Genomic DNA, 24,786 nt, shown 5'->3' on the forward strand with positions numbered 1-24,786 from the left:
CTAAAGCCCATTCCTATTGATCATAAAATTATTTATAACCAAGAATTTTCAGGATATCTTCCGGCTCCTGTTTTTCACGGAAAATTTCATATTGCAATTCACCGTTTTCATCTTTTTGAATCAGGACGTGTCTCGGCTGAGGCATCAGACAGTGGTGTACTCCACCATATCCTCCAATCGTTTCCTGGTAAGCTCCTGTATGGAAGAATCCTATATACAATGGCTTAGTATCACTGAAAACCGGTAAATAAATAGCATTGGTATGCTGCTCAGAGTTATAATAATCATCTGAATCACACGTCAACCCCCCTAAGAATACCCTTTCATAAGAATCCTCCCAACGGTTTAGCGGAAGCATGATAAAGTGTCTTGAAATCGCCCATGTATCAGGAAGAGTGGTCATGAAAGAAGAGTCAATCATATTCCATTTTTCCCTGTCATTCTGACGTTTCTGAGAAATAATCTTATAGAGATTCGCACCGCTTTCCCCTACTGTAAAGCTTCCAAATTCGGTATAAATATTAGGTTCTTCCACACCTTCTTCTTCACAGAATTTTTTGATCTGAGAAACGATTTCTTCTACCATATACTGATAGTCATAATCAAAGTTCAAAGAAGTTTTGATAGGGAAACCACCTCCGATATTCAATGAATTGACTTCCGGAGCGATTTTTTTCAGACGTGCATATACACGAAGACATTTATACAATTCATTCCAGTAGTAAGAAGTATCTTTGATCCCGGTATTGATGAAAAAGTGAAGCATTTTCAATCTTGCATTCGGGTGTTCGGCAATCTTCTGGCTGTAATAAGGAATAATATCTTTATATCCGATTCCTAATCTTGAGGTATAGAACTCGAACTTCGGTTCTTCCTCCGATGCAATTCTGATCCCGATATTAAAAGTAGAATCGATGCTTTCCGTAAGTTTATCCAATTCTCTGTAATTATCAAGAATCGGAGTAATATTTTCAAAACCATTATTGATCATGTCTGAAATATTTGTCAGATAATCATCAGTTTTGAAACCATTACAGATTACTTCAATGTTTTTATCTACTTTTCCTTTTTCGTAAAGAGATTTTACAATATCCATATCATAAGCAGAAGATGTTTCTATCGAAATATCATTCTTCAACGCTTCTTCCAATACGAAATTGAAATGACTGGATTTTGTGCAATAGCAGTAGGTATAATTCTTTTTATATCCGGTTTTTTCAAAAGCTTCTTTAAACCAGCTTTTGGCCTTCTGAATATTTTGAGAAATTCTCGGCAGATAGCTAATCTTTAGCGGAGTGCCAAATTGTTCAACTACATCCATCAATGGAACGTCGTGAAACAACAAATTGTTCTCAGATACATTAAATTCCTCCGTAGGAAAATATAATGTCTGATCAATAAGTTCCGAGTACTTTATTTTCATTTCTAAACAAGTGAATTAAGAAATGCAAAATTGCTAAAAAAGTTTGATTTTCGGGTGTTAAAATTATTATAATTTTAAATAAAGACCCAATATCATATCCTGCAAAAATTTATCTCTGATAATCAATAGGTAAACTTTTGAATATACTCTGTTCTCTTGATATCTGAAATCCCTAATACCTGCTGAATATAGGTATCTGTGGAGCCATACTTTTTGTCAATCTCTCCAAAAGCGGCATCAAGGTATCTTTTTTCTACCCAGCTCAGTTTTTCCAGCACCTGCAAATCCATCTTCGGATAGATGAAATGTAAGTGATTGGCAAGACGAAGTCTTTTCTCAACCATATGTTTTCTGTAGTTGTTGGATAGAAGATATTCATTATAAATGGTCTCTTTATCGAACTTCAGAATCGTTAAGATGAGTGCTGTGGTAATCCCCGTTCTGTCTTTCCCTGCAGTACAGTGGTACAAAACCGGATCTTCAGATTCCAGAATTTCAGTAATGATTTTCTTTATGATCTCGGGATTTTCCGTAACGTATTCGCGATAAAAATCTATCATTCTTTTATCTGCATCAGAAGCATTCACTTTACCTTTCAGAACCAGTTTTTTTGCCTGAGCCAGCTGATCTCCTTCATCTTCAAACGCTGAATATTTTTTGTAGGTTAGTGTCGCGGGAAGCTGATCCGGTTTCTGGGCAATTTCCTTTGAATTTCTAAGGTCAATTATCTCTTTAATTCCCAGTTTTTCAAGATCGTCAAAAGATTTCTTTTTAAGCTTATGAAGATGGGCGCTCCGGTACAGTTTCCCTTCTTTCAGGGTTCTTCCTTCGGTATTTCTAATATTTCCTACGGTCCGGAAGTTCGTTACTTTCTTTATATGAATCACTTTTTCAGTCTCATTTTTTCCATACTCTGGTGTTTCAAAATGCTGCGTTCCGCATGAGAAAATACTGCATAATGAAATGGTGAAAACTGATATTTTGATTAATTTATTCAATAGCCTTTTTATAATATGTTTTGGCTAAAGCCAATGGACTTTGTTTATTTATCTAAACGGGTTTAAACCCGTTTCTATTGATAATTGACTCTTTAATAGATTGTAGGATATTCTATTTCGCTGATTCCTACAAATAACAGAACATCACCTGACTCATATTCTACAGAAACCTCATCTTCAACGGCAAAGTTTCGGGTTCCAATTCTTGAAGTAATACTGAGAGTATCATTGGTCAAAGGCCAGTTGAGTCCTTTCGTTGTAATATTATTCGCTGATGGAAATGGATAGAGAGAAATCATTCTGTTTTTCGCTCCTTCCAATTTAAAAAGATTTGGAATAAAGTAATATTCTGAAAACTCATCATAAAATTTAATCTTCATCCGATCTTTAAATGCATAGGCAACGGTAATATTTCCCAAAAAATGATCCTGTTCACCTCCACTTCCTCCGAAAACATCAATCTCCGAAAAGCCTTTTTCCAGAATGATTTCTAAAGCTTTGTGAAAATCTGTTTTATCCTGATCCAATGTAAGGATAAATTTTTCCTGATACATATCTTCATCTGATCCGGAATGTGAATCAAAATCCCCCGATATAAAATCCAGCTTATCCAAAGGAAACCTCATTCTTTTTAAATAATGGAATGCACCGTCTGTACAAGCTATCAAACCATAATTTTCAGAATTGGGCAGCAATTTTGGTGCATCTCCGTTGATGAAAAGTAATGCTTTATCTCTCATTCGGATTCCAGTATTCTTCCGGTTCGTTGTTCAGTTTTGAAATATACCTTGCCAACACAAAAAGATAATCTGAAAGTCTGTTTAAATATTTAATCAATTCCGGACGCACTTCTTCAGATTCATTCAAAAACACCAATGAACGCTCTGCTCTTCTGCAGATGGTTCTTGCAGCGTGTAAAAAAGTTGCAGATTTCCCACCCCCTGGAAGGATAAAATACTGAAGCGGTTCCAGTTTATCTTCAAAAGCATCCATCCATTGTTCCAGTTCTTCAATTTCTGTTTCTGAAATAATGATAGGAAGACGTGATTTTCCGTTGGCCAGCATCAGTTTATCCGCTGGTGTTGCAGCCTCGGAACCAACGGTAAACAAATCAAACTGTATTTTCTTCAGCTGTCTCAAAACTTCTTCATCTTCGATATGACTTTTTGCAATCCCGATGAATGAATTCAGCTCATCTATATTTCCATAACTGTCTACTCTGGCACTGGCTTTAGAAACTCTTGTCCCGCCATATAATGCTGTCTGACCTTTATCTCCTGTTTTCGTATAAATTTTCATAGTACTAAAATACCCTTTTTTGTAGAATGTAAAAAGCAAAATACAGTAATAACTTCCTATTTTGCGTGAAAAAATAATTAGCTGACATTCATTCATAATGTCAGCTAATTGTTTATGTGGGTTTTATATTTTTTTAGATTGCTTCGCCTTTGTTAAGCATAACAGTACCAATTCCCTTATCTATAGATTAAAAAGTATAATTAACATTTAGCTGAAAAATTGTTCCGTTAAATCCAAACTGATTCACCTCCCAAGGATATTTGAACCTTCCTCCAAGATCTGTTACTATATCTCCTTTACTGTCTATTACATCCGGATAAATATTAAATAAATTATTTACGACTCCGGAAACTTTAAGGTCTTTTGTTATTTTATATGTCAAAACTATGTCTGTAACTATCTTGCCGGAAAAAGTCTGATCTTTGGCAGGATCAGTTGCGTGCTGCCATGTAACAGCACCAAAGTAAGTATTATTAAGGTTAAAATTAAACTTTGAAATATCGTACGAAAGACTAAGAATTGTTTTTGTTTTTGGTCTTGCAGATATAATTCTGGATTGCTCTTTTCTATCAAAAAAGTTTTCTGAGTAACCGTTTTCAGCCAAAATAGAGGGAACGGCAATATTATCCACTATTTTAGTTTCGTTATAATTGAAAGCCGCAATAATCCCCAATCTTCCTTTGCCTATAGCAGAAGTATAATAATTAGCTACGAAATCTACCCCTTCAGTAACTGTATTTACAGCATTGGTGAAAAACTTCAAGGAGGTTATCTTATTATTGTCTAATATTATCTCCACTGGGTTTGTTATATCCGGACTCCCCGGAGCACCGGTTTTGTAACCAATATCTCCTGAGAAAAGTACCCGGTCTTTAATTTTTATTCTGTAATAATCTGCTGTAATAGTAAGGTTTTTAAACGGTTTTACGGCAAATCCCCCAGTAATGTTAAAAGCTTTTTCAGCATTTAATTTGGCTACACCAAGATCAGATCTTACAATTTGAGAGTCATTATTAAAAGTACCCTGGTTAGCTACAGTATTCCCGGTAATTTTGGTTTGAACATTGGAATAATAAATCTGGTGTAATGAAGGTGCCCGAAATCCTGTAGAAACAGACCCTCGGAACACCAATTTATCATCCAACAACTTATATCTTGCATTTCCTTTCCAGGAAACATTATTTCCAAAATCGCTGAAGTTTTCATATCTCACAGTTCCTCCAATCAATAGGTTTTTCGTAATATCCCATTCAGCATTCAGATAAGCTCCGATATTCTGACGGTTTTTATTGACTTCATTTTGAGGCTGCAGTCCTGGAAATGATTCTGCACCACTTCCTATATATGATGCTTCCTCACCGGCCTTCGCCTGATAGTTTTCATTGCGCACTTCAACGCCGGCTCCTAAAACAACCGCACCAAAATCCCGGCTGAGATCTATGTTTCCTATAATATTACTAAACTGATGGCCACCTGCTTTAAAACGGGTTGGTGAATTGGCTCCCAAAGATGTATTAATGGTATTTGCTACAGCATAATCTACGGCATTAGAGCCAAAGGTTGCACTCCCATCAAAATTCCATTTTCCAAACATGCCTTTCCACCCGGAGGTTAAATTATAATCGTAAACATCTGTTTTAAATTGCGGCTGAAATCCATTGTAAGGTTGTCCTTGTGGAGTTAATAGACCAAAATCTGAAGTTACCCAATAGGGAGTTCTGTACAAAGCAAAACTGGTCCCACTTCTGTAAGTTGTACCCCCAAAAGCATAAAATTTGCCTGTTTCACCTGTTGGCAACTCAAAATTGACAAACATATTGCCCACTTTTGTTTCCGGCTGCCCTATAATCATTCCCAGACCAGGATTAGCTTGCGTCCAAGCATTATCCACACCAAAAAGTTCATCTTTTGTAACAGACCCTGCACGGTTCGTTTTATTTTGGGATGAATATCCCAATGTAATGTTCAAACTTCCATTTTTTGCAACTCTGATTCCCGTATTAAAATCTGCTCCGATATTAAAACCGTCTCCTTCTGAAGTAATACCTGAAAAAAGATTGACTGTGCTTTTTCCCACACTGTTCTTAAGAATTATATTAATAACTCCTGCAATAGCATCAGAGCCATATTGTGCAGATGCTCCATCCCTCAATACTTCTACATTTTGTAAGGCTGCTGAAGGAATACTTTTCAGATCTGTACCTACCTCACCTTTTCCCGGCGTATCATTTACATAAATTAAAGCACTTTGGTTTTTTCTTTTACCATTCACCAAAACCAATGTTCTGGAAGGTCCTAATCCTCTTAAATCTGCAGGATCAAAGTGAGCCGTTGCATCAGAAACAGTTTGCTGTGATGAATTAAAAGAGGGTACAGCATACGTCAAAGCTTTATCAAAAGTAACCTGCCCTGTGGATTTTAACTGTACTGCCGAAATATTGTCAATAGGAATTGCAGAGGTAATGATGGTTCTAGGCTTGGTTCTACCCGTGGTAACCACCACTTCATCTATTTTATTTTGTTTTATGCTGTCCTGAGCATATCCCATAGCACCAGCTCCGCTTAATACCAGTGCACAGATTTTCTTATTAAATAATTCTTTTTTCATATTAATTGACAATTATTCAATAAATCTAGTAAAAATATTAATATTAATCACGAAAATAAATCATATGATATAAATAATACTTCATAAATCGAAAAATAGTATTGATTATAAAATATTAATAAATTTTACAAACATCAAGTAATTTATTAATAATACAAAAAGAAACGTAGTAATAATTTCCAAATTATGTATGAAAAAGCGATTAACTTACACTAGGAAATAGATATGATTTCATTCTTTACGATAAGTAGTTTTCGTAGTTTGAGATTGCTTCGCCTATGGCTCTCAATGAGTGGGAATAAAAAATGGCCGGGAAACCGGCCATATCCAAATTATTTATTTACCTCTACGTATTGTATGATGGTCTGATTTTTTGGGTTGTAGATAATTGTACTACTGTTGGGAAACCTTTTCAATTTATAATACTGAATGTTTTTATCGGATTTTATATCTTCCAGAATACTTGTATCAAAAGTATTGTCAGGAAGGAATTTTGATAAAAGACTTATTTTATCAATGATGTTTTGCCCATCAATCTTACGGGCAGTTTTATCAGATTTGCTTTCATCAGAAGTAGGCTGACCTTCCAGGAACGGGAGCACTACTGCAATATCTGCTTTGTATTTAAAAATGTAGCCTTCAGATCTTCCCGGGATTTTAATTTTTTTCCCTTTTTCTTCAGAAACTATGGAAGCTCCTGTACCAGGAAAAACAGTATTGAACTTAACATCTTCGGAATTGGTTAAAGAATTTATAGATTCATTGACCGTTTTCTTCACTGTTTCTTCTACAACCTGCTGGGTCTTCTGCTGCACAGTTTCTGTCGTTTTCTGAACAGTCTGGTCTATTTTTTCCTCAATCTTATTGCATGATACTAATAAAAATGCGGTGACAACAGGCAAAATATACTTCTTCATAATTCTAATAATAGCGATTTTTGTTATTAATATCCTTCCTTCTAACGGAAAAGTAGGGCAGGATATTTTAGCAAAGAAAAAAATATTTTTTCAATATCAAAAATACTACTGACAAACTGTTGTCATTACCCTGTATTACCTTTGTATCAACAACAAACAAAAACAAAACATTATGACAACTACAGCAACAGCCACTAAACAATTCATGACTTCTGAACAGCTATTAAACGACTGGCAGGGACACAGAAATCTAACGAGAAGAGTTATTGAATCTTTTCCTGAAAAAGAATTATTTGAATTTTCTGTAGGCGGGATGAGACCGTTTGCAAAACTGGCCGTAGAAATGATCAGCATTGGCGGACCTGCTTTAAAAGGCATTGTAGAAGGAAATATGGAAGCATACAGTGAAGAAGCATTCAATCCGAAAACCAAAGAAGAACTTTTAAAGAAGTGGGATGAAGAAACAGAAGTAATCAACCATTATTTTAATATGATTTCTGAAGAGCGTTTTCAGGAAACTTTCAATTTATTCGGAGAATATGAGTTCCCGGTATATCAGAATATCCTTTATTTTGTAGACAACGAGGTTCACCATCGTGGACAGGGATATGTTTATCTGAGAGCTTTGGGAATAGAGCCGCCTTTCTTTTGGGAAAGATTTTAATTTTATAAAAGTGAAGAGGTAAAATTGCAAAAAGGCGGAAATCCTGAAAATACATCTGCAATGTCATTTAATTAGTGATTTCATTCCATCTCAATAACTTATATTATTTTTTGCGACAAAACAAATTCAGCTTTTTGCGATTTTGCCCTTGGCTTATTAACCATTTCATTTATTTGCCTCAATTAAGTCTTTAAACCTCAACAATTACTCTGTTGGGGTTTTATTGATGTCTTTCTGTCATTTTTACAAGCAGCTCATTCAGTCTGGTGCGAAGGCTCTCTGGTTCCAGAACGGTGGCATAGTCGGCAAAAGTGATGAGCCAGCGGGGAAATCCGTCATTGATCCATTCTGTTTCAAAAGTGAGTTCCATCCCCTGCTCAGTTTCTACTTCTTCTGTCAGTCCATAATATTTTTTGGAATTCACCAGATGAGACATTATTTTTTTGTCTACCAAAAGTTTGGCTCTGACTTTATTTCCGTTTGACCTTTTACGGTAATCATTCACTTGTCCGTATTCTTGTAAAAAAGGATTCTGGGTTTTTGAAATCTCTAAAATCCGGTCTATCCTAAATTGTCTGAAATCTTTCCTCAGGGTACAGAATGCCATGATATACCAAAAATTAAACTCAAAAAACATCCCGACAGTTTCAATCGTTCTGTTGTCTACTCTTCCATCTACCGTCTGATATCTTATATTCAGCTGGGTTTTCTCTGCAATGCTTTCTAAAATAATTGGAATCACATTTTTAAGAGAATCTCCGGAATCAGTATGAAAACTAAAAACATCAATCTGTTTTTCAATATTCTGAATCAGATTTTTATCAGAATTTCTCAATACCGAGCGTACTTTTTCCATGGCTGCCTGATAATGGTTTCCTAAACTTTGGTGGGAAAATTTCTGCATCAGTTTTTCAGCGGTAATGAAACTTAAGACCTCTTCTTTGGTAAACATAATAGGAGGAAGTTTGTATCCATCCATTAAAGAATAGCCGTTCCCAGCTTCACCCACAATAGGAATACCTGCATTTTCCAGGGTTTTTACATCACGATAAATGGTTCTGATACTTACATCGAACTTTTCAGCCAGATCCTGCGCCCGAACAACAGGTTTAGACTGTAATTGAGTAAGGATAGCGGTTACCCGGTCGAGTTTTTTAAGATAGTGATCATTCATTATATAACAAAGCTAAAATTCTTTTTCGAGGTATGTCTTATAAATAGGACTGCTTTTTTTATTAATTTTATTTTTCACAAAACAGCTTCTTCTTTATGCTTCACACTCATTTTGTTCAGTCTATTGAAAAAATTTTAAAACCGGAACAGGCAGTGATAGACGGGCTTGTCTCTCATCTGGAATCCAAAACTTACAGAAAAGGGGATTTTCTGTTAAAAGCTGATGAAACCTGCAGATATTTTTATTTTATCGAAAAGGGACTTGTTAAGCTATTTTTTGACAATGGTGACAAGGATTTTATCATGACTTTTTTTGCAGAAAACGCTTTTTTCGCTGAGCTGAGCGGTTTTTTTACCGGACAGCCGTCAAAATACATGATCGTTGCTCTGGAACCTACTGAAGTTCTCCGTGTACACAGGGATGTTATTGAAGGATTATGTAAAAAATATCACACGGCAGAAACACTTTTCAGTAAGCTTTATTCAAAAGCTCCTGTAAATATGATGGGAAGGATCAGTGAAATGCTGGAAGATGACGGGAAAAAGCGTTATCATAATTTTATGAAGCAAAGACCTGATCTTATCCAGCGCATCAGCCTTGGAGATCTGGCAGACTATATCGGAATTACTCAGGTTTCTTTAAGCAGAATAAGAGCACAGAAAGATTAAAAGAATGGAAGCAGGAGGCTGAAAGAGGGAAGTTATTGAAGACCGGATATATATCATCTACCTAATAGTAACTTCCAGCCTTCTGCTTCAGAATTTCTTTCTTCATATTATTTATCATTTGTAAAAAAAATCAGGAAAATACAGTTCTACATTTGTCATATAATTAATCAAAAAAACAAATATTATGTCACAAAGAATCAACGCATTTGCGATCGGAAACAAGGCTGTAAATGCACTTCACACCATGGGTTTTCAGGTACAGAATTCATCACTGGACAATTCATTTCTTGAACTGATGTATTTCCGGGTTTCACAAATGAACGGATGTGCTTTTTGCCTGGATATGCATTCCAAAGAATTAAGAGCAAAGGGTGAAACAGAACAGAGAATATTTCTGGTGAGTGCCTGGAGAGAATGTTCGTTTTATACGGATAAAGAAAAGGCAGGACTGCTATGGGCTGAGACTTTAACAGCATTAAATGGTAAAGAAGTGAGTGATGAAATTTATGCAAAGGTAAGTCATTACTATTCTGAAACTGAAATAGTGGATTTAACAATGGCCGTTATTGCCATCAACAGCTACAACAGAATTAATATTGCTTTCGGAGCAGAGGTAGGCACCTATCAGGTTCCTGAAAAAGCGCATTAAACAATTGTTATGAAAATAAGAAAACTCAGCCTGTCCGCTGAGTTTTTTTATTTAATTTTCTTTAAAAGTATTCACCAGTTTATCGAGATTCAGACTGCGGGCTGAAGCATCAAAAATCTCACGGTAAGTACCTTCTTTACTGTAAAGTTCATCGTGAGTTCCATTTTCTACTACTCTTCCTTTTTTCATCACGTAAATAATATCGGAATCCAGAATCTGTGACAGGGAATGGGAAATGATAACCACGGTTCTTCCTTCTTTTATGGCATCCAAAGAATTCTTGATCTGTTCGGTGGCGATGGCATCAAGACTTGCTGTAGGTTCATCCAGAAAGATAATCGGCGGATTTTTAAGAAACAATCTGGCAATGGCAATCCTCTGCTGCTGTCCCCCGGAAAGCTGAGTAGCATCATGTTGGTATTGATCCGGAAGATCCATGATCTGTTCATGCAGATAAGCTTTTTTTGCAGCTTCCTGAATTTCTTCAAAACTTGCATTCATATCTCCATAGCGGATATTATCTTCTATACTTCCCTGAAAGATGTGATTTCTCTGAAGTACCAGCCCAAGATCGCTTCTCAGAAAAGTATTGTCAAATTCATTGAGATTTACCCCATCCAGAAGTATTTCTCCGGAATCCGGAAAATAAAATTTACACAAAAGATTAATCACCGTTGATTTTCCTGCTCCGCTCAAACCCACTAAAGCTGTAGTCTTGCCATTTTCAATTTTCATGGAAACATTCTGTAAGGCCTTTGTACCGTTGGGATAAGTAAAATCAACATTTTTCAGTTCAAAAGTTCCTTTGATTTCTTTTTCCACAAAGGTTCCATTTGATTCGGTTTCATTATCTGCATTCAGGATATCAAAGTAGCCTTCAGCATAGATCATGGCATCATTCATATCATCATAAATCCTGTGCAGCTGGCGGATAGGTGCAGAGACATTGTTAAAAAGCATAATATGAAGCATGATCGCACCGATAGTCATTTGCTGATCCAGAACGAGATAAACAGTCAAAAGAATGATCAAAACCACTCCGAACTGCTCAATAAATGTTTTTAAACCATCATAAATAAAGTTGGTTCTTCTTGTGATCATCTGGCTTTCCATCAGTTCCATCTGAAGATCATATTGTTTTTTTCCTTCAAATTTTTCACGGACAAAACTTTTAATGACCATAATGGAATTAATCAGATTCAGAAGCCCGGATGTCTTTTTCTCTCTCTGATTTCTAAGCTGGCGGCGTACTCCTCCGAGCTTTTTGGCCTGCAGAGAACTGATGTAAAAATAAATCGGGACAATGATTGTTGAAACAAGTCCTACATACACATTCTGCATGTACATAATGATCAATGCAATAATGGCGTTGGAAAAAAGCGGCAGAATATCAATAAAAAAATTCTGTACCAGTCGGGTTAAGCTTTCTATACCACGGTCTATTCTGATCTGTAATTTTCCGGACTCATGGTTTTCATCATTAAAATAGGCAACTCTATAGGTAAGAATCTTATCAATAGCTGACTGAGCCAGCACAGAACTCACATTAATCCTGATTTTTTCACCATAAAATTTCTGACCGAAGTTGATAAAAATATTCAGCAGTTCTTTTCCCAGCAAAATAATTGAAATGATGATCAGAATATGAATTCCTTCTGACATCGGATGCGGAAGATGGGTTAGCTTGGTAACTTCATCCACCGTATATTTTAAAACAATCGGGTTTACCTGTGCTGCCAGAGCTCCCAGAAAAGTAAGAAACAAGGTTCCGTAAATCATTGGGCGGTAAGGTCTGATAAAGGGGACAAGCTGTTTATAAATTCCGAACAAGGTGACGGTTCTGTTAAAAGGTTTAGCCATAGAAATCATTTTTAAATGAAAAACGTACCGCTTTCAAAAGAAAAAGGTACGTTTTATTATCATGTTCAGCAAATAAATGCTTTATATTTTATCCTTCAAATAGATAAGTGGTAAGGTAATGCAGTTCTTTTCTGCCGGCTTCTTTAGATTCCGCCTCTGCCTGTTCTAAAGAGTATTGAGAATTGATTTCTTTTTTCTGGAAAACAAATGAGTTGTTGGCATTTTTATCTACCACATCATTAAAGATATGTTCAATTTCAGAGTTCGCTAATGAAGCAAAGCTGATATCTTCAAAACCATACATCAGTCTCAGATCATCAAACTGTCTGAAGTTTTCATCTACAAATCCCTGCAGCTGTGCTTTTGAATCAAAGTTTCCTGCCCAGATATTGTAAGCGTATTTTTTCTTTTTAGGTTTATCCAAAATACTCTGGTACACGAAGTTCTCACCCAAATATGCTTCTCTTACCTGCGGATCATTCGCAAGGTCTTCCGGAAGTCCTTCTTTCAGGATCTTTCCTTCAAACATAATATAGGTTTTGTTGGTAATAGCCAACGTCTGCTGTACGTTATGATCGGTAATCAGAATTCCGATATTCTTATCTACAAGGCTTCTTACAATCTTCTGGATATCTTCAACGGCAATCGGGTCTACCCCTGCAAAAGGTTCATCCAAAAGAATAAAATTCGGGCTTGTGGCAAGACAGCGTGCAATTTCGGTTCTACGTCTTTCTCCTCCGGAAAGAAGATCTCCTCTGTTTTTACGGACATGCTGTAAAGAAAATTCTTCGATCAGTTCATCACATTTGATCTGCTGCTCACGCTTTGAAAGCTTGGTCAGCTGCAATACTCCCATAATGTTTTCTTCCACGGAAAGTTTTCTGAAAACGGAAGCTTCCTGAGCCAGATACCCGATTCCCTTTTGGGCTCTTCGGTACATGGCATCCGTAGTAATCTCCTGCTTATCCAGGAAAATTTTTCCTGAAGTGGGCTTAACCAACCCTACGATCATATAAAACGATGTGGTTTTTCCTGCTCCGTTCGGACCCAGCAAACCAACAATTTCTCCCTGTTGAACCTGTACAGAAACGCCTTTTACAACTTTTTTAGGACCGTATTCCTTGATTAAGTTTTCTCCTCGTAAAATCATAGGGCAAATATATCAAAAATATAAACTTCACTTATATGTTAATATCAACTTGTTTATTTAAATGTAAACCTACTCACTTCCAAATCATTGTAACTTTTTACCATTTTAAACTACTTATCATAAAACATCTCAATCAATTACAATTATTAAGAAATGGAAAATTACGGTTACACAAAAACAGAAAATGTACAAAACCAGCAAAGGTTACTTTAGGAGCGGCTTCTATCATTCCTTTTATTGAAGGTATTTTGTATCTTTTTATGAGTGATAAGCAGTTTGATGATACCTACGTTTACGGTAAAAAAGGCTGGCTATAAAATAACAAAGCTCTCACCTTCTGAAAATAAAACAGGCTGTTCTTATCTGAACAGCCTATCTATTTTTCTTTATTGAATACGTTTAATCCGGGCAAGCTAAATGCTCCATAACACATGGATACCAGATATCTTTGCACCATGTTCCACAGTTTGGATTATCAATAATGACTTCTCCTCCTTTGATTTCCTTCAATTGATTTCTTTCAATCTTTTTAAGATTTCTCATAAATAAATTCTTTTGATGTTTTAATTATTTTCGTTTCTCGAAATTAGCTTTACTCAAAAGTATATTTTTTATGTATACGAAAGTGTTTCATCAGGGTCATTAACCTAACATTAACATTGATGTCCGGATCAATGATTTTCTAACTGTTATTTGTTCAAAAGGACAGCAGCTTCTTTTGCAAAATAAGTAAAGATCATATTTGCTCCCGCTCTTTTGAAGCACGTTAAGCTTTCAATAATTGTTTTGTCATTATCCAGCCAGCCGTTCTGAGCTGCCGCTTTTACCATGGCATATTCTCCGCTTACATTGTATACTGCAATCGGTAGATCAATGGCTTCACGTACTTTGGAAACGATATCAAGATAAGGAAGTCCCGGTTTGATCATGATAACATCTGCTCCTTCATCAATATCTTTAAATACTTCATTCAATGCTTCACGGGTATTGTGGAAGTCCATCTGATATGTTTTTTTATCTTTCGGAATTTCCATATCATCCTTCGGAGCACTGTCCAGAGCACTTCTGAAAGGCCCATAGAAAGAACTTGCATATTTGGCAGCATAGCTTACGATTCCTACATCTGTAAAGCCGCTTTGTTCCAATGCTTCACGGATAACCTGTACTCTGCCATCCATCATATCACTTGGTGCCACAAGATCTGCTCCTGCTTCTGCATGGGATACCGACATTCTTGCCAAGGCATCGTTGGTAGCATCATTGATCACTTTTCCGTTTTCAATAATTCCGTCGTGTCCGTAGATAGAATAAGGATCTAAGGCTACATCCGGCATAATGATCATTCCCGGAACGGCATCTTTGATTGCTTTGATCGTGCGCTGCATCAGTCCGTCTTTGTTCCATGCCTCTTTTCCTGTATTGTCTTTCAGATGTTCTGACACTTTCATGTACAAATTGACAGCTTTTACTCCTAAAGAAAATAATTCCTTACATTCCTTCACCGTTAAATCTATACTCCGCCTGAAAATTCCCGGCATAGACGGGATTGCCTCCTGCTTGTTTTCGCCCTCCATTACGAAGATCGGCATTACAAAATCATCAGTTGTAAGAACATTTTCTCTTACCAAACTTCTGATAGATTCATTAACTCTAAGTCTTCTATTTCTTGAATGTATCATTTTGGAATACTTTTTGAATAAGTTTCTACAAATTTAATATAAGTTCTACAAAAAACTATTGTATGAAATTGTAGAATGTATTACATTTGTTATATATATTCGAGAAATTATAAATTTGATGAAAAAACTTTTACTTTTATTTCTATTTGTAGGCACTTTTGTTGGATTTTCCAACAATTTTAAAGCTCAGCTTAGAGAGCCGAGTTCCATCACTCAGAAAGCGGATGATGGGGTGTTGCTTGCTTATCCAAATCCTGCAAAGGATTTCCTTATCATTAAGGCAAAAGATTCTTCTTTAAGAATCAAAAGTGTGACTTTTTATTCTATTTTGGGTATGCAGGTCGCTAATTATACAGTGAATATGAATTCCGGCGAGATTAATATTGAAAAATTGAAACCCGGAAAGTATATGATCCGTTATATTTTAAGTGACAACACGCAGAAAGTTACCCAAATCGTGAAACAATAAATTACAATCCTGATAATCATCAGGATTTTTTCTTTTACATAAATTCTGTTTTAATATTTCCGTAACTTTCGGGACCTTTTTATACTAATTGTAAAAAGAATAATTTTAATGCTAAAAGCTGAACATATTAAAAAGACCTACAATGCCGGAAAAAAGGTCGCCCTGGATGATTTCAGCATCCATGTTCCCAAAGGCAGTATTTATGGCCTTTTAGGACCCAACGGAGCCGGAAAAACTTCTTTTATCCGTATCATTAATCAAATTACCCAGGCAGACTCCGGAGATATCTTCATCAACGGACAAAAACTGAACCCAGATCATATTAAAGACATTGGCTATATGCCCGAAGAAAGAGGATTGTACAAAAACATGAGTGTTGGCGATCAAATCTTATATTTCGGGGAACTGAAGGGAATGAGTAAGAGCGATGCCCTGAATGAAGCAAAAAAATGGTTTGAAAAACTGAACATCGACCAATGGTGGAAGAAAAAGCTGTCTGAACTTTCTAAAGGAATGGCACAAAAGATCCAGTTTGTAGTAACTGTTCTTCACAGACCTCATCTTTTGATCCTTGATGAACCTTTTTCAGGTTTTGATCCTGTAAATGCCAACTTAATCAAAGATCAGATCATTGATCTTAAAAATAACGGAACAACTATCATTCTTTCTACCCACAGAATGGAAAGTGTGGAGGAAATGTGTGATTATGTTGCTTTGATCAACAATTCTAAAAAAATCATTGACGGAAGGGTTTTTGACGTAAGGGAAAAATTCAAGAAAAATATTTTTGGAGTTACCCTTTCGGAAGTCAGCAGCGATCAGTTTGAGCATTTTAAGAGTAAGTATGACATCTTCAATTTATCGAATGAAAATAATCTTGTTTCTTTTGACCTGAAAAATGAAGAGAGTCAGAATAATGTTCTTCTTGATCTTGTGCAAGTGGGTAAAGTGAGATCATTTGATGAAAGAATTCCTAGCATGAATGAAGTGTTTATTAATGCTGTAAGTAACCATCCTTAATTTATGAATAATATTTTTTTAATTACCAAGAGAGAATTTCTTACCCAGGTTAAGAAAAAATCCTTCATTATATTAACACTGCTGGCACCTATTATGATCATTGCTTTTGGAGCTGTGGTAGGATTAATGTTTAAGGCGAATGAGTCGCACAGTATTATAGAGGTGGTTGATAAAAGCGGATTGTTTACGAATCAGCTAAAATCAAATGATAAATTAAATTACGTTTTTGTTTCTGCTGCAGATGAAAAAGCAAAGATCAACAATTTAAAAGGAAATGAATCTCTGGATGGTATTCTGATTCTTCCGGAACTGAAAGATCAGAACTTCGATGCGCTTGAAAAAGAGACAAGACTGGTGATCAACAGCAAAATAGGATTTGATACCAAGCAGCAGATTATTTCTGACATCAGTAATGTTGTCAAAAAAGAGAAAATCAAACAGCTGGGTATTCAGGAGACTCAGTTAATTGATCTTGATAAAAGCTTTACATTAAAGACCATTAATGTTACGGATAACAATAAGGAAGATTCTGATCTTGCCTTTGGGGTTAAATCCGGGCTCAGTATGATCCTGATGTATGTTACCTTTATGTTTATCATCATTTATGGAGTAAGGGTAATGCGAAGTGTACTTGAAGAAAAGAACAACCGCGTTGTGGAGATCATTATTTCTTCCGTAAAACCTTTTGAACTGATGATGGGGAAAATTCTGGGGGTAACCATGGTTGCACTGACCCAGTTTCTGATCTGGATCACGATGTCTGTCATAGGAGCATTAGTTCTGAATACAGGCTTCTCTCCTCTTCAGAAAAATATTCCGGGCGGAAATGATGAGATTGCAAGTAAACTGGATGTGGGGCAGCTTGCTACCCAGATCTCTCACAGTTTACTGGAACTTAATTTTCCACTGATCATTTTTGTATTTATCGTCTTCTTCCTTTTAGGATATATTTTTTACAGTTCTATTTATGCAGCAATTGGTTCTGCAGTAGACAACGAAACAGAGACACAGCAATTTACTTTATTTGCGATTTTACCTTTAACATTGGGGATGTATGGAAGTTTTACCCTGATGAACAATCCTGACGGGCCATTAGGCTTCTGGCTGTCAATCATCCCGTTTACCTCACCGGTTGCGATGATTGCAAGAATCCCATTTGGAGTTCCTGCATGGCAGATTGCATTGTCTATTGCATTATTGCTGGCAACAACTGTTTTTATGATCTTCCTGGCCGGAAAAATCTATCGTGTAGGTATTTTGATGTACGGTAACAAGGCTACGTTAAAAGAGCTTTGGAAGTGGATTAAAGGATAATACCAAAAAGGCTGAAAAGTAAGATTACAGATCAGCCTGTTTATAATAAAAAAATCCCGGAAACTAAGTTTCCGGGATTTTTTTTATATTCTGAGATATTCTATTTGAATATATAGCTTAAGGTAAGTGCGATTACCTGTTCTGATTTTTTCTTATCACTACCTCCTTTTTCTTTTACAAGACCAGGGTAAGTATCAGAAAGTCCTAAATCATATTTTAAAGCTACTTCGAGCTGTCTCTTATAGCTATACCCTACACCTAGTCCAAGTCCCCAGTTAAAGCTTTTTGCTTTTCCGTTTACTCCTGCCGGTTGGTTAGGATCAGTAACGTCCGGATCATAATAAGGTCTTCCCATAGGAGGATTCTTTACGTCCTGACTTACTAAAAAGTTAAATCTAGGTCCAATCATTCCAAAGAACTCCGATTCAGCTTCTGAAAAGTATCCTTTGAAATAAAGTGGCACACTCAGATAGTTATTTGCATATACTGCGTCGTAACCATCTTGTCCTTTAGCATCTTTATCTTTTCCGGTTTCTCCTGCACCATAGTACAGAACTTCGGGTTGTATAAAGAATTGGTTTGCCTTCCCTACGGGGATCAAAGCCAAAGCTCCACCTTGGAAGGCAAATCTTGGGCCAGAGGGATTGTGGGCATTTGCTACTCTTGAGTAGTTTAAACCTGCGGTAAGACCGAATCTTGTATTATTCCATTGCACCTGTGCAAAAGATAATGCGGAAAGCGTCAAAGCTGAGGCTAATAAAAGTTTTTTCATATGATGTGGTTTTATATTATCCTAGAATTTTTGCTACAGTAGCACCAATGTCAGCAGGAGAATCTACAACGTTGATACCGTTTTCTCTCATGATTTCCATTTTTGCCTGAGCTGTATCTTCAGCACCACCTACGATAGCACCTGCATGACCCATAGTTCTTCCTTTTGGAGCAGTTTGTCCAGCGATGAATCCTACAACCGGTTTATTAGAACCACTTGCTTTGTACCATCTTGCTGCTTCAGCTTCAAGACCTCCACCGATTTCACCGATCATTACAACAGCTTCAGTTTCAGGGTCATTGATGAATAATTCTAATGCTTCTCTTGTCGTTGTTCCAATGATTGGGTCACCACCAATACCGATAGCAGTAGAAATACCGTAACCTGCTCTTACTACCTGGTCAGCAGCTTCGTAAGTAAGGGTACCTGATTTTGAAACGATACCTACTTTACCTTTTTTGAAAACGAAACCTGGCATAATACCAATTTTAGCTTCTTCAGAAGTAATGATTCCAGGGCAGTTTGGTCCGATTAATCTGCAGTCTCTGTCAGCAATATAAGATTTTACTTTTACCATATCAGCTACAGGAATACCTTCAGTAATACATACAATTACTTTGATACCTGCTTCAGCAGCTTCCATAATAGCATCAGCTGCAAATGCCGGTGGTACGAAAATAATACTTACGTTTGCTCCTGCTTTTTCAACAGCATCAGCCACTGTATTAAATACCGGTTTTCCTAAGTGCTCGCTACCTCCTTTTCCTGGAGTAACACCACCTACTACATTTGTTCCGTATTCAATCATCTGACCAGCGTGGAAAGTTCCTTCGTTCCCTGTAAATCCTTGTACAATTACTTTAGAATCTTTGTTTACTAAAATTGACATTTTATTGTTGTTTTAATTTATTTATTATTTTATTAATGCTCACAAATTTACTTAAAAATCTTTGATTTTGGATAAAACCTTTGGAATAGTTTATTTGAGATTTCTCAGCTTTACTTCTTTTTTCAGATAAGTCTTGAAATCTTCTGCAAACATCCCAATGTAGGTACCTTTTTCCAGATCTCTGTTCACTCCTGTTTTTCCTAAAAGTACAGATCCTGCCTCAATTTTATTACCGGAAGCAATTCCTACCTGCCCCCACAATGTCACCTCATCTCCTATGATGCAGCATCCTGCAATTCCTACCTGAGAGGCAATAAGACATTTTTTTCCGATAACGGTATCATGTCCGATCTGAATCTGGTTATCCAGAACAGAACCTTCTCCAATAATGGTAGAATCCGTAACACCTCTGTCAATGGTACAGCCATTTCCGATCTCTACATTGTTTTCGATGACAACATTTCCTACAGAAATCAAACGGTCAAAGTTTCCATTTAATTTTCTGTAATAAAATGCATCACCTCCTAAAACGGTGTTGGACTGGATAATCACATTATCCCCGATTTCGGTACGGTCTCCTATCACAACATTAGGGAAGATAAGAGTATTTTTTCCAATTTTCACATTGTTTCCAATCACTGCAGAATGGTGAATTTTTGTACCCTCTCCTATTTCAACATCGTGAAGTTCTTCTGTGAAATTATATATTCTGGTAAAATGAGTATTGATTTTATTAAAGTCTCTGAAAGGATCATCAGAAACCAAAAGCGCTTTACCTTCCGGGCATTCTACTTCTTTATCAATTAAAATAATAGTAGCTGCAGAGTTTAATGCTTTGTCATAGTATTTGGGATGGTTTACAAAAACGATATCACCTGGTTTTACCATATGAATTTCATTGGTTCCCAATATTTCAAAGTCTTCCGGACCAACAAATGCTGAGCCTATTAAATCTGCAATCGTTTTAAGCTTTTGCGGAGAATGGAATCTCATAACAATAGATTTTCTTATAAAACAAAATTCGGAGTGCTAGTGCAAACCGAATTTATGTAAATTTTATTTATTATTTCACTCTTTCTAAGTAGCTACCGTCTTCAGTGCTTACTTTAATTCTGTCTCCCGGTTCAATGAACAAAGGAACCATTACTCTTGCTCCTGTTTCAACGATTGCGTTTTTAAGAGCGTTCGTTGCTGTGTTTCCTTTTACACCCGGATCAGCTTCAATAACATCGAGATATACTGACTGTGGAAGTTCAGCAGAAAGCGGAGTTTCATCAGCTTCTTTCAAAATGATTGTTACTTCTTCTCCAGCTTTCATAAACTGAGCGTTTTCAATCATTTCTTTATTGATATATAATTGAGAGAAGTCATCATTGTTCATGAAGTGGAATCCGTTCTCATCATCATACAGATACTGGAACTTTCTAGTGATTACTTTTACTTCATCAATTTTGTGTCCTGCAGAGAAAGTATTATCAATTACCTTTCCGTTAGTCACTGACTTTAATTTTGTTCTTACGAAAGCAGGTCCTTTTCCCGGTTTTACGTGAAGAAACTCAATTACTTTAAAAATATCATTGCTATATTCGATGCACAGCCCTTTTCTGATATCGTTACTTGTTGCCATTTAATTATGTAAATATTTATTTTCTTTTTTTAATTTCAATGCCTTGTCCTTGAGGCATCATCCTGTTAAATGTATTATTATTGAATGTATTCACATTGTTATTCAATCTGATTACATTCATCTGAATATCAGTTTTATACTGATCAGCTGTTCCTAATATTGAACTTCCGATATTTTTCTGTTTCAGAATACCGTTTAAGTTATTCTTGGCAATACTATCATTAGACTCTTTGGAAAATTTTCTTTCTATGGTAAAAGGTTTTTCTTTTTTCCCAGTTGCAGAGTTTTCCGTTTGCTGTCCAAACAAAAAAGAAGTTGCAGAGAGCGCAATAAGTACGACTAAACTTTTCATTGTCTGATAGTATTTAAATTAAATTACTCTCTATCCTTTCCGGTACCATATCCTTTTACGATACCTCTAGGAGAGTTTTGAATAAACTGTAAAATTTCATCTCTTTCAGCCGTTGGCAGCATTTCTTTTTCAATATATGCTAACGCTTGAGAAACATTCATCTTCATCTGGAAAATAGCTCTGTAGATTTTTTGAATTTCAAAGATTTTCTCATTAGAAAACCCTCTTCTTCTTAATCCAACAGAGTTGATTCCTGCATAAGAAATTGGATCTCTTGCTACTTTTACGTAAGGTGGAATATCTTTTCTAATTAAAGATCCTCCTGAAATCATGGTATGTTTCCCGATTTTACCAAACTGCTGAACAGCTGATAAACCTCCCATTACGGTAAAGTCTCCGATTTCCACATGTCCCGCAATACCGCAACCATTTGCAATAATCACATTATCTCCTATAATACAGTCATGAGCAACGTGTGAAGTTGCCATGATCAGGCAGTGGCTTCCTACTTTGGTATATCCTAGTGCTTTAGTTCCTCTATTGATGGTTACACATTCTCTTAAAGTAGTGTTATCTCCAATAATTGTTTGTGTATCCTCACCATCGAACTTCAAGTCCTGAGGGATTGCAGAGATTACAGTTCCGGGAAAGATTTTACAGTCTTTTCCGATTCTTGCACCTTCCATAATGGTAACATTAGGACCAATCCATGTTCCTTCTCCAATTTCCACGTCCCCTGCAATTGTAGTAAATGGTTCTACGATTACATTTTTGCTGATTTTCGCGCGTTTATCTACGGCTGCTAATTGATGAATCATTTAATCAACTTTATTTTTTGCAACTTGAGCCATAAGCTCTGCTTCTACTGCCACTGTATCTCCTACGTATCCATACCCCTGCATATGAACAATTCCTCTTCTGATAGGCTCTATCAATTCAATTTTGAATATAAGCGTATCTCCGGGAATTACTTTTCTCTTGAATTTCACCTTATCAATTTTGATGAAATAAGTAGAATAGTTCTCAGGATCCGGAACGCTGGCCAGTACCAGAATACCTCCTGTCTGTGCCAGAGCTTCTACCTGAAGTACTCCAGGCATTACAGGCTCTTTAGGGAAGTGTCCAACGAAGAATGGTTCGTTCATTGTCACATTTTTCAAACCTACGACGTGAGAGTCTGAAAGTTCAAGAACCTTATCAATCAATAAGAACGGGGGTCTGTGAGGCATAAGCTTCATAATTCCGTTGATATCAAACACTGGTTCTTTTGTCAGGTCAAAATCCGGAACGTTTTTCTTTTTCTGCAATTTCCACTGGCGGTTTAGTTTTTTCGCAAACTGAGTATTCACAAAGTGTCCCGGTTTGTTGGCAATAACTTTACCTTTTATTTTTACTCCTGCCAAAGCCAGGTCACCAATCACATCTAATAATTTGTGTCTAGCAGCTTCGTTAGGATAGTTTAAATTAAGATTGTCAAGAATACCGTTTGGTCTGATAGATACATTGTCTTTTCCAAAGGCTTTCTTTAATTTTTCTGTAGTTTCAGGAGTAAGATCTTTATCTACATATACAATGGCATTGGAAATATCTCCACCTTTGATCAAACCGTGATCCAAAAGCATTTCCAATTCATGCAGGAAGCTGAATGTTCTTGCTGATGAGATTTCGTCTTTAAATTCTGAAATATTTTTAAGAGTGGCGTTCTGAGTACCTAATACTTTAGTCCCAAAATCTACCATTGTCGTTACTTCGTAAGTATCTGAAGGAATGATTGTGATTTCCGAACCCGTAGCCGGATCACTGTAAGTAAGAACTTCTTTTACAACCAGATATTCTCTCGCTACTCCCTGTTCTGCAACACCAACGCTTTCAATAGCTTCCACAAAGTATTTTGAAGATCCATCCAGGATAGGTGGTTCAGAAGCATCCATTTCTAAAACTGCGTTATCAATATCACAGCCTACAAGAGCTGCCAGAAGGTGTTCGCATGTGGTAATTTTTACCCCTAGTTTTTCTAATGTAGTTCCTCTTTCTGTTGCTACAACATAATTTACATCTGCTTCCACCTGAGGATGTCCCTCCAGGTCTGTTCTTACAAATACAAAACCTGTATTTTCTTTAGCAGGTTTAATGGTAAGTTTTACTTCTCTACCCGTATGAAGGCCAATTCCAGAAAGAGTTACCTCTTGCTGAAGTGTTTTTTGCATATCACTCATTAGTATTATCTTTTGAGTTATTCTCAAGATTATTTATTCTATTTACTATTCCAGGAAGATTCCTGAAATGAACATAACTCCTCAAATAGTCATTATAACTGATGGCCGGAGAGCCATACAATGTTTCTCTGTCATTAACGCTGGAATTCACACCACTCTGAGCCTGAATTTTCACCTGATTTCCTATTTTGATATGTCCTACGACACCTACCTGTCCTCCAATCTGGTTCCAGTCACCAATGGTAGTAGAACCTGCAATTCCCGCTTGTGCTGCAATGACATTGTTCTGGCCTATTTTAACATTGTGAGCAATCTGAATCAGGTTATCAATTTTGGTTCCTTTTCCTATAATTGTAGAGCCTATTGTTGCTCTGTCAATACTGCAGTTTGAGCCTATTTCAACATCATCTTCAATAATTACATTTCCAAGCTGTGGTATTTTTTTGAAACCTTCGGCAGTTGGCTGGAAACCAAAACCGTCACCTCCGATTACCGTATTGGAATGAATCACACAGTTATCCCCAATAATACAATAGTCGTAAATTCTGGCGCCACTGTCTATCTTGCAGTTTTTACCAATTTTCACTCCTTTTCCTATATATACATGTGGATAGATCTGTGCCCCTTCCCCGATTTTAGCTTTCTCGGAAACATAAGTAAATGCTCCGATATATGCTTTATCTCCTATGACAGCCGTATCGTGAATGGAAGAACCATTTTCAATACCTTCTTTTCTTCCCTGCATTTCCTGATATAAATTCATCAGGATCTGAAAAGAAAGATAGGCATCTTTTACAACGATTAAGGTAGGGTTATAACTATTTTTCTCCAGAAGTTTTTCCGAGATGATGATAACAGAGCATCGTGAGGTATCCAAGAAATGAGAAAATCTATCTTGTGCTATAAAAGAAAGATGTCCTGATTCCCCATTTTCAATTGGTGAAACCCCTGTAATAAGTGCATTCTCATCACCTATTATTTTTCCGTCAATAAAACTTGCAATTTGCGAAGCTGTAAATTCCATATTCTGCAAAGATA

The 24,786-nt window shown here is 36.4% G+C and carries 24 protein-coding genes and 1 pseudogene; 6 read left to right on the forward strand and 19 right to left on the reverse strand.

Going from position 1 to position 24,786, the window contains the following annotated elements:
* Positions 1-28: 28 nt before the first annotated feature.
* From FW781_RS07265 to FW781_RS07290, 6 genes are all read right to left on the reverse strand, one after another.
* Positions 29-1,423, reverse strand: a complete 1,395-nt coding sequence (locus FW781_RS07265; RefSeq protein WP_047378719.1) for a type III PLP-dependent enzyme domain-containing protein — start codon at positions 1,421-1,423, stop codon at positions 29-31.
* A gap of 122 nt (positions 1,424-1,545) precedes the next feature.
* Complete coding sequence (locus tag FW781_RS07270) at positions 1,546-2,421, reverse strand: tyrosine-protein phosphatase (protein WP_149386800.1); 876 nt, start codon at positions 2,419-2,421, stop codon at positions 1,546-1,548.
* A 92-nt stretch (positions 2,422-2,513) separates the two neighbouring features.
* Positions 2,514-3,161, reverse strand: a complete 648-nt coding sequence (locus tag FW781_RS07275; RefSeq protein ID WP_149386801.1) for a thiamine diphosphokinase — start codon at positions 3,159-3,161, stop codon at positions 2,514-2,516.
* Positions 3,151-3,720, reverse strand: a complete 570-nt coding sequence (locus FW781_RS07280) for a cob(I)yrinic acid a,c-diamide adenosyltransferase (protein ID WP_149386802.1) — start codon at positions 3,718-3,720, stop codon at positions 3,151-3,153. The genes FW781_RS07275 and FW781_RS07280 overlap by 11 nt, the downstream gene beginning before the upstream one ends.
* A gap of 187 nt (positions 3,721-3,907) precedes the next feature.
* Positions 3,908-6,328 carry a TonB-dependent receptor plug domain-containing protein gene (locus tag FW781_RS07285; RefSeq protein WP_149386803.1) on the reverse strand — a complete coding sequence of 807 codons (2,421 nt, stop codon included), beginning with the start codon at positions 6,326-6,328 and terminating at the stop codon, positions 3,908-3,910.
* A gap of 332 nt (positions 6,329-6,660) precedes the next feature.
* Positions 6,661-7,245, reverse strand: coding sequence for a hypothetical protein (locus tag FW781_RS07290; RefSeq protein WP_149386804.1), 585 nt, complete (start codon positions 7,243-7,245; stop codon positions 6,661-6,663).
* 172 nt (positions 7,246-7,417) lie between these two features.
* Between FW781_RS07290 and FW781_RS07295 the strand changes: the two genes are divergently transcribed.
* Positions 7,418-7,909: a DinB family protein gene (locus FW781_RS07295; RefSeq protein ID WP_149386805.1), complete on the forward strand. Its 492-nt coding sequence runs from the start codon at positions 7,418-7,420 to the stop codon at positions 7,907-7,909.
* Positions 7,910-8,129: 220 nt separating this feature from the next.
* On the opposite strand, the gene FW781_RS07300 is transcribed toward FW781_RS07295, so the two are convergent.
* Complete coding sequence (locus FW781_RS07300) at positions 8,130-9,083, reverse strand: helix-turn-helix transcriptional regulator (protein WP_149386806.1); 954 nt, start codon at positions 9,081-9,083, stop codon at positions 8,130-8,132.
* A gap of 95 nt (positions 9,084-9,178) precedes the next feature.
* Between FW781_RS07300 and FW781_RS07305 the strand changes: the two genes are divergently transcribed.
* Positions 9,179-9,751: a Crp/Fnr family transcriptional regulator gene (locus tag FW781_RS07305; RefSeq protein WP_149386807.1), complete on the forward strand. Its 573-nt coding sequence runs from the start codon at positions 9,179-9,181 to the stop codon at positions 9,749-9,751.
* A gap of 184 nt (positions 9,752-9,935) precedes the next feature.
* The gene (locus tag FW781_RS07310; RefSeq protein WP_149386808.1) at positions 9,936-10,400 is read left to right on the forward strand and encodes a carboxymuconolactone decarboxylase family protein; all 465 of its coding nucleotides are present in this window, start codon (positions 9,936-9,938) and stop codon (positions 10,398-10,400) included.
* A gap of 51 nt (positions 10,401-10,451) precedes the next feature.
* On the opposite strand, the gene FW781_RS07315 is transcribed toward FW781_RS07310, so the two are convergent.
* The 4 genes and pseudogenes from FW781_RS07315 to hemB all read right to left on the reverse strand — a co-directional run bounded on the left by FW781_RS07315 (position 10,452) and on the right by hemB (position 15,089).
* The gene (locus FW781_RS07315; RefSeq protein ID WP_228720153.1) at positions 10,452-12,260 is read right to left on the reverse strand and encodes an ABC transporter ATP-binding protein; all 1,809 of its coding nucleotides are present in this window, start codon (positions 12,258-12,260) and stop codon (positions 10,452-10,454) included.
* Positions 12,261-12,684: 424 nt separating this feature from the next.
* Positions 12,685-13,410: pseudogene (gene lptB / locus FW781_RS07320) on the reverse strand (LPS export ABC transporter ATP-binding protein); the annotation flags it as partial.
* A gap of 399 nt (positions 13,411-13,809) precedes the next feature.
* Positions 13,810-13,953: a bacteriocin-like protein gene (locus tag FW781_RS22385; RefSeq protein WP_165790457.1), complete on the reverse strand. Its 144-nt coding sequence runs from the start codon at positions 13,951-13,953 to the stop codon at positions 13,810-13,812.
* A gap of 146 nt (positions 13,954-14,099) precedes the next feature.
* Positions 14,100-15,089: a porphobilinogen synthase gene (gene hemB, locus FW781_RS07325; protein ID WP_149386810.1), complete on the reverse strand. Its 990-nt coding sequence runs from the start codon at positions 15,087-15,089 to the stop codon at positions 14,100-14,102.
* Between the two features lie 118 nt (positions 15,090-15,207).
* On the opposite strand from hemB, the gene FW781_RS07330 reads away from it, so the two are divergent.
* The 3 genes from FW781_RS07330 (at position 15,208) to FW781_RS07340 (ending at position 17,892) form a co-directional block, all read left to right on the forward strand.
* Positions 15,208-15,558, forward strand: a complete 351-nt coding sequence (locus FW781_RS07330; RefSeq protein WP_149386811.1) for a T9SS type A sorting domain-containing protein — start codon at positions 15,208-15,210, stop codon at positions 15,556-15,558.
* 108 nt (positions 15,559-15,666) lie between these two features.
* Positions 15,667-16,578 carry an ABC transporter ATP-binding protein gene (locus FW781_RS07335; protein WP_149386812.1) on the forward strand — a complete coding sequence of 304 codons (912 nt, stop codon included), beginning with the start codon at positions 15,667-15,669 and terminating at the stop codon, positions 16,576-16,578.
* A 3-nt stretch (positions 16,579-16,581) separates the two neighbouring features.
* Complete coding sequence (locus FW781_RS07340) at positions 16,582-17,892, forward strand: ABC transporter permease (RefSeq protein ID WP_149386813.1); 1,311 nt, start codon at positions 16,582-16,584, stop codon at positions 17,890-17,892.
* A gap of 100 nt (positions 17,893-17,992) precedes the next feature.
* Here FW781_RS07340 and FW781_RS07345 read toward each other — a convergent pair whose 3' ends face one another.
* The 8 genes from FW781_RS07345 to lpxD form a co-directional block, all read right to left on the reverse strand.
* A complete protein-coding gene (locus FW781_RS07345) occupies positions 17,993-18,664 on the reverse strand; it encodes a porin family protein (protein WP_149386814.1) in 672 nt (223 codons plus the stop codon).
* A gap of 16 nt (positions 18,665-18,680) precedes the next feature.
* Complete coding sequence (gene sucD, locus FW781_RS07350; RefSeq protein WP_047378735.1) at positions 18,681-19,553, reverse strand: succinate--CoA ligase subunit alpha; 873 nt, start codon at positions 19,551-19,553, stop codon at positions 18,681-18,683.
* 90 nt (positions 19,554-19,643) lie between these two features.
* On the reverse strand, positions 19,644-20,546 hold the full coding sequence (locus FW781_RS07355) for a UDP-3-O-(3-hydroxymyristoyl)glucosamine N-acyltransferase (protein WP_149386815.1): 903 nt from the start codon (positions 20,544-20,546) through the stop codon (positions 19,644-19,646).
* 70 nt (positions 20,547-20,616) lie between these two features.
* Positions 20,617-21,180, reverse strand: coding sequence for an elongation factor P (efp, locus tag FW781_RS07360; RefSeq protein ID WP_047378738.1), 564 nt, complete (start codon positions 21,178-21,180; stop codon positions 20,617-20,619).
* Between the two features lie 16 nt (positions 21,181-21,196).
* Positions 21,197-21,532 (reverse strand): hypothetical protein, encoded by a 336-nt coding sequence (locus FW781_RS07365; RefSeq protein ID WP_228720154.1) that lies wholly within the window; start codon positions 21,530-21,532, stop codon positions 21,197-21,199.
* Between the two features lie 23 nt (positions 21,533-21,555).
* Positions 21,556-22,350 (reverse strand): acyl-ACP--UDP-N-acetylglucosamine O-acyltransferase, encoded by a 795-nt coding sequence (gene lpxA, locus FW781_RS07370; protein ID WP_149386816.1) that lies wholly within the window; start codon positions 22,348-22,350, stop codon positions 21,556-21,558.
* Entirely contained in the window at positions 22,351-23,748 is a 1,398-nt protein-coding gene (locus tag FW781_RS07375) for a bifunctional UDP-3-O-[3-hydroxymyristoyl] N-acetylglucosamine deacetylase/3-hydroxyacyl-ACP dehydratase (RefSeq protein ID WP_047386958.1), read from the reverse strand.
* On the reverse strand, positions 23,741-24,772 hold the full coding sequence (lpxD, locus tag FW781_RS07380) for a UDP-3-O-(3-hydroxymyristoyl)glucosamine N-acyltransferase (RefSeq protein ID WP_047420847.1): 1,032 nt from the start codon (positions 24,770-24,772) through the stop codon (positions 23,741-23,743). The genes FW781_RS07375 and lpxD overlap by 8 nt, the downstream gene beginning before the upstream one ends.
* Between the last annotated feature and the right edge of the window lie 14 nt (positions 24,773-24,786).

Source organism: Chryseobacterium panacisoli (genome assembly GCF_008274625.1).
In the GTDB taxonomy this organism is placed as follows: Bacteria; Bacteroidota; Bacteroidia; order Flavobacteriales; family Weeksellaceae; genus Chryseobacterium; species Chryseobacterium panacisoli.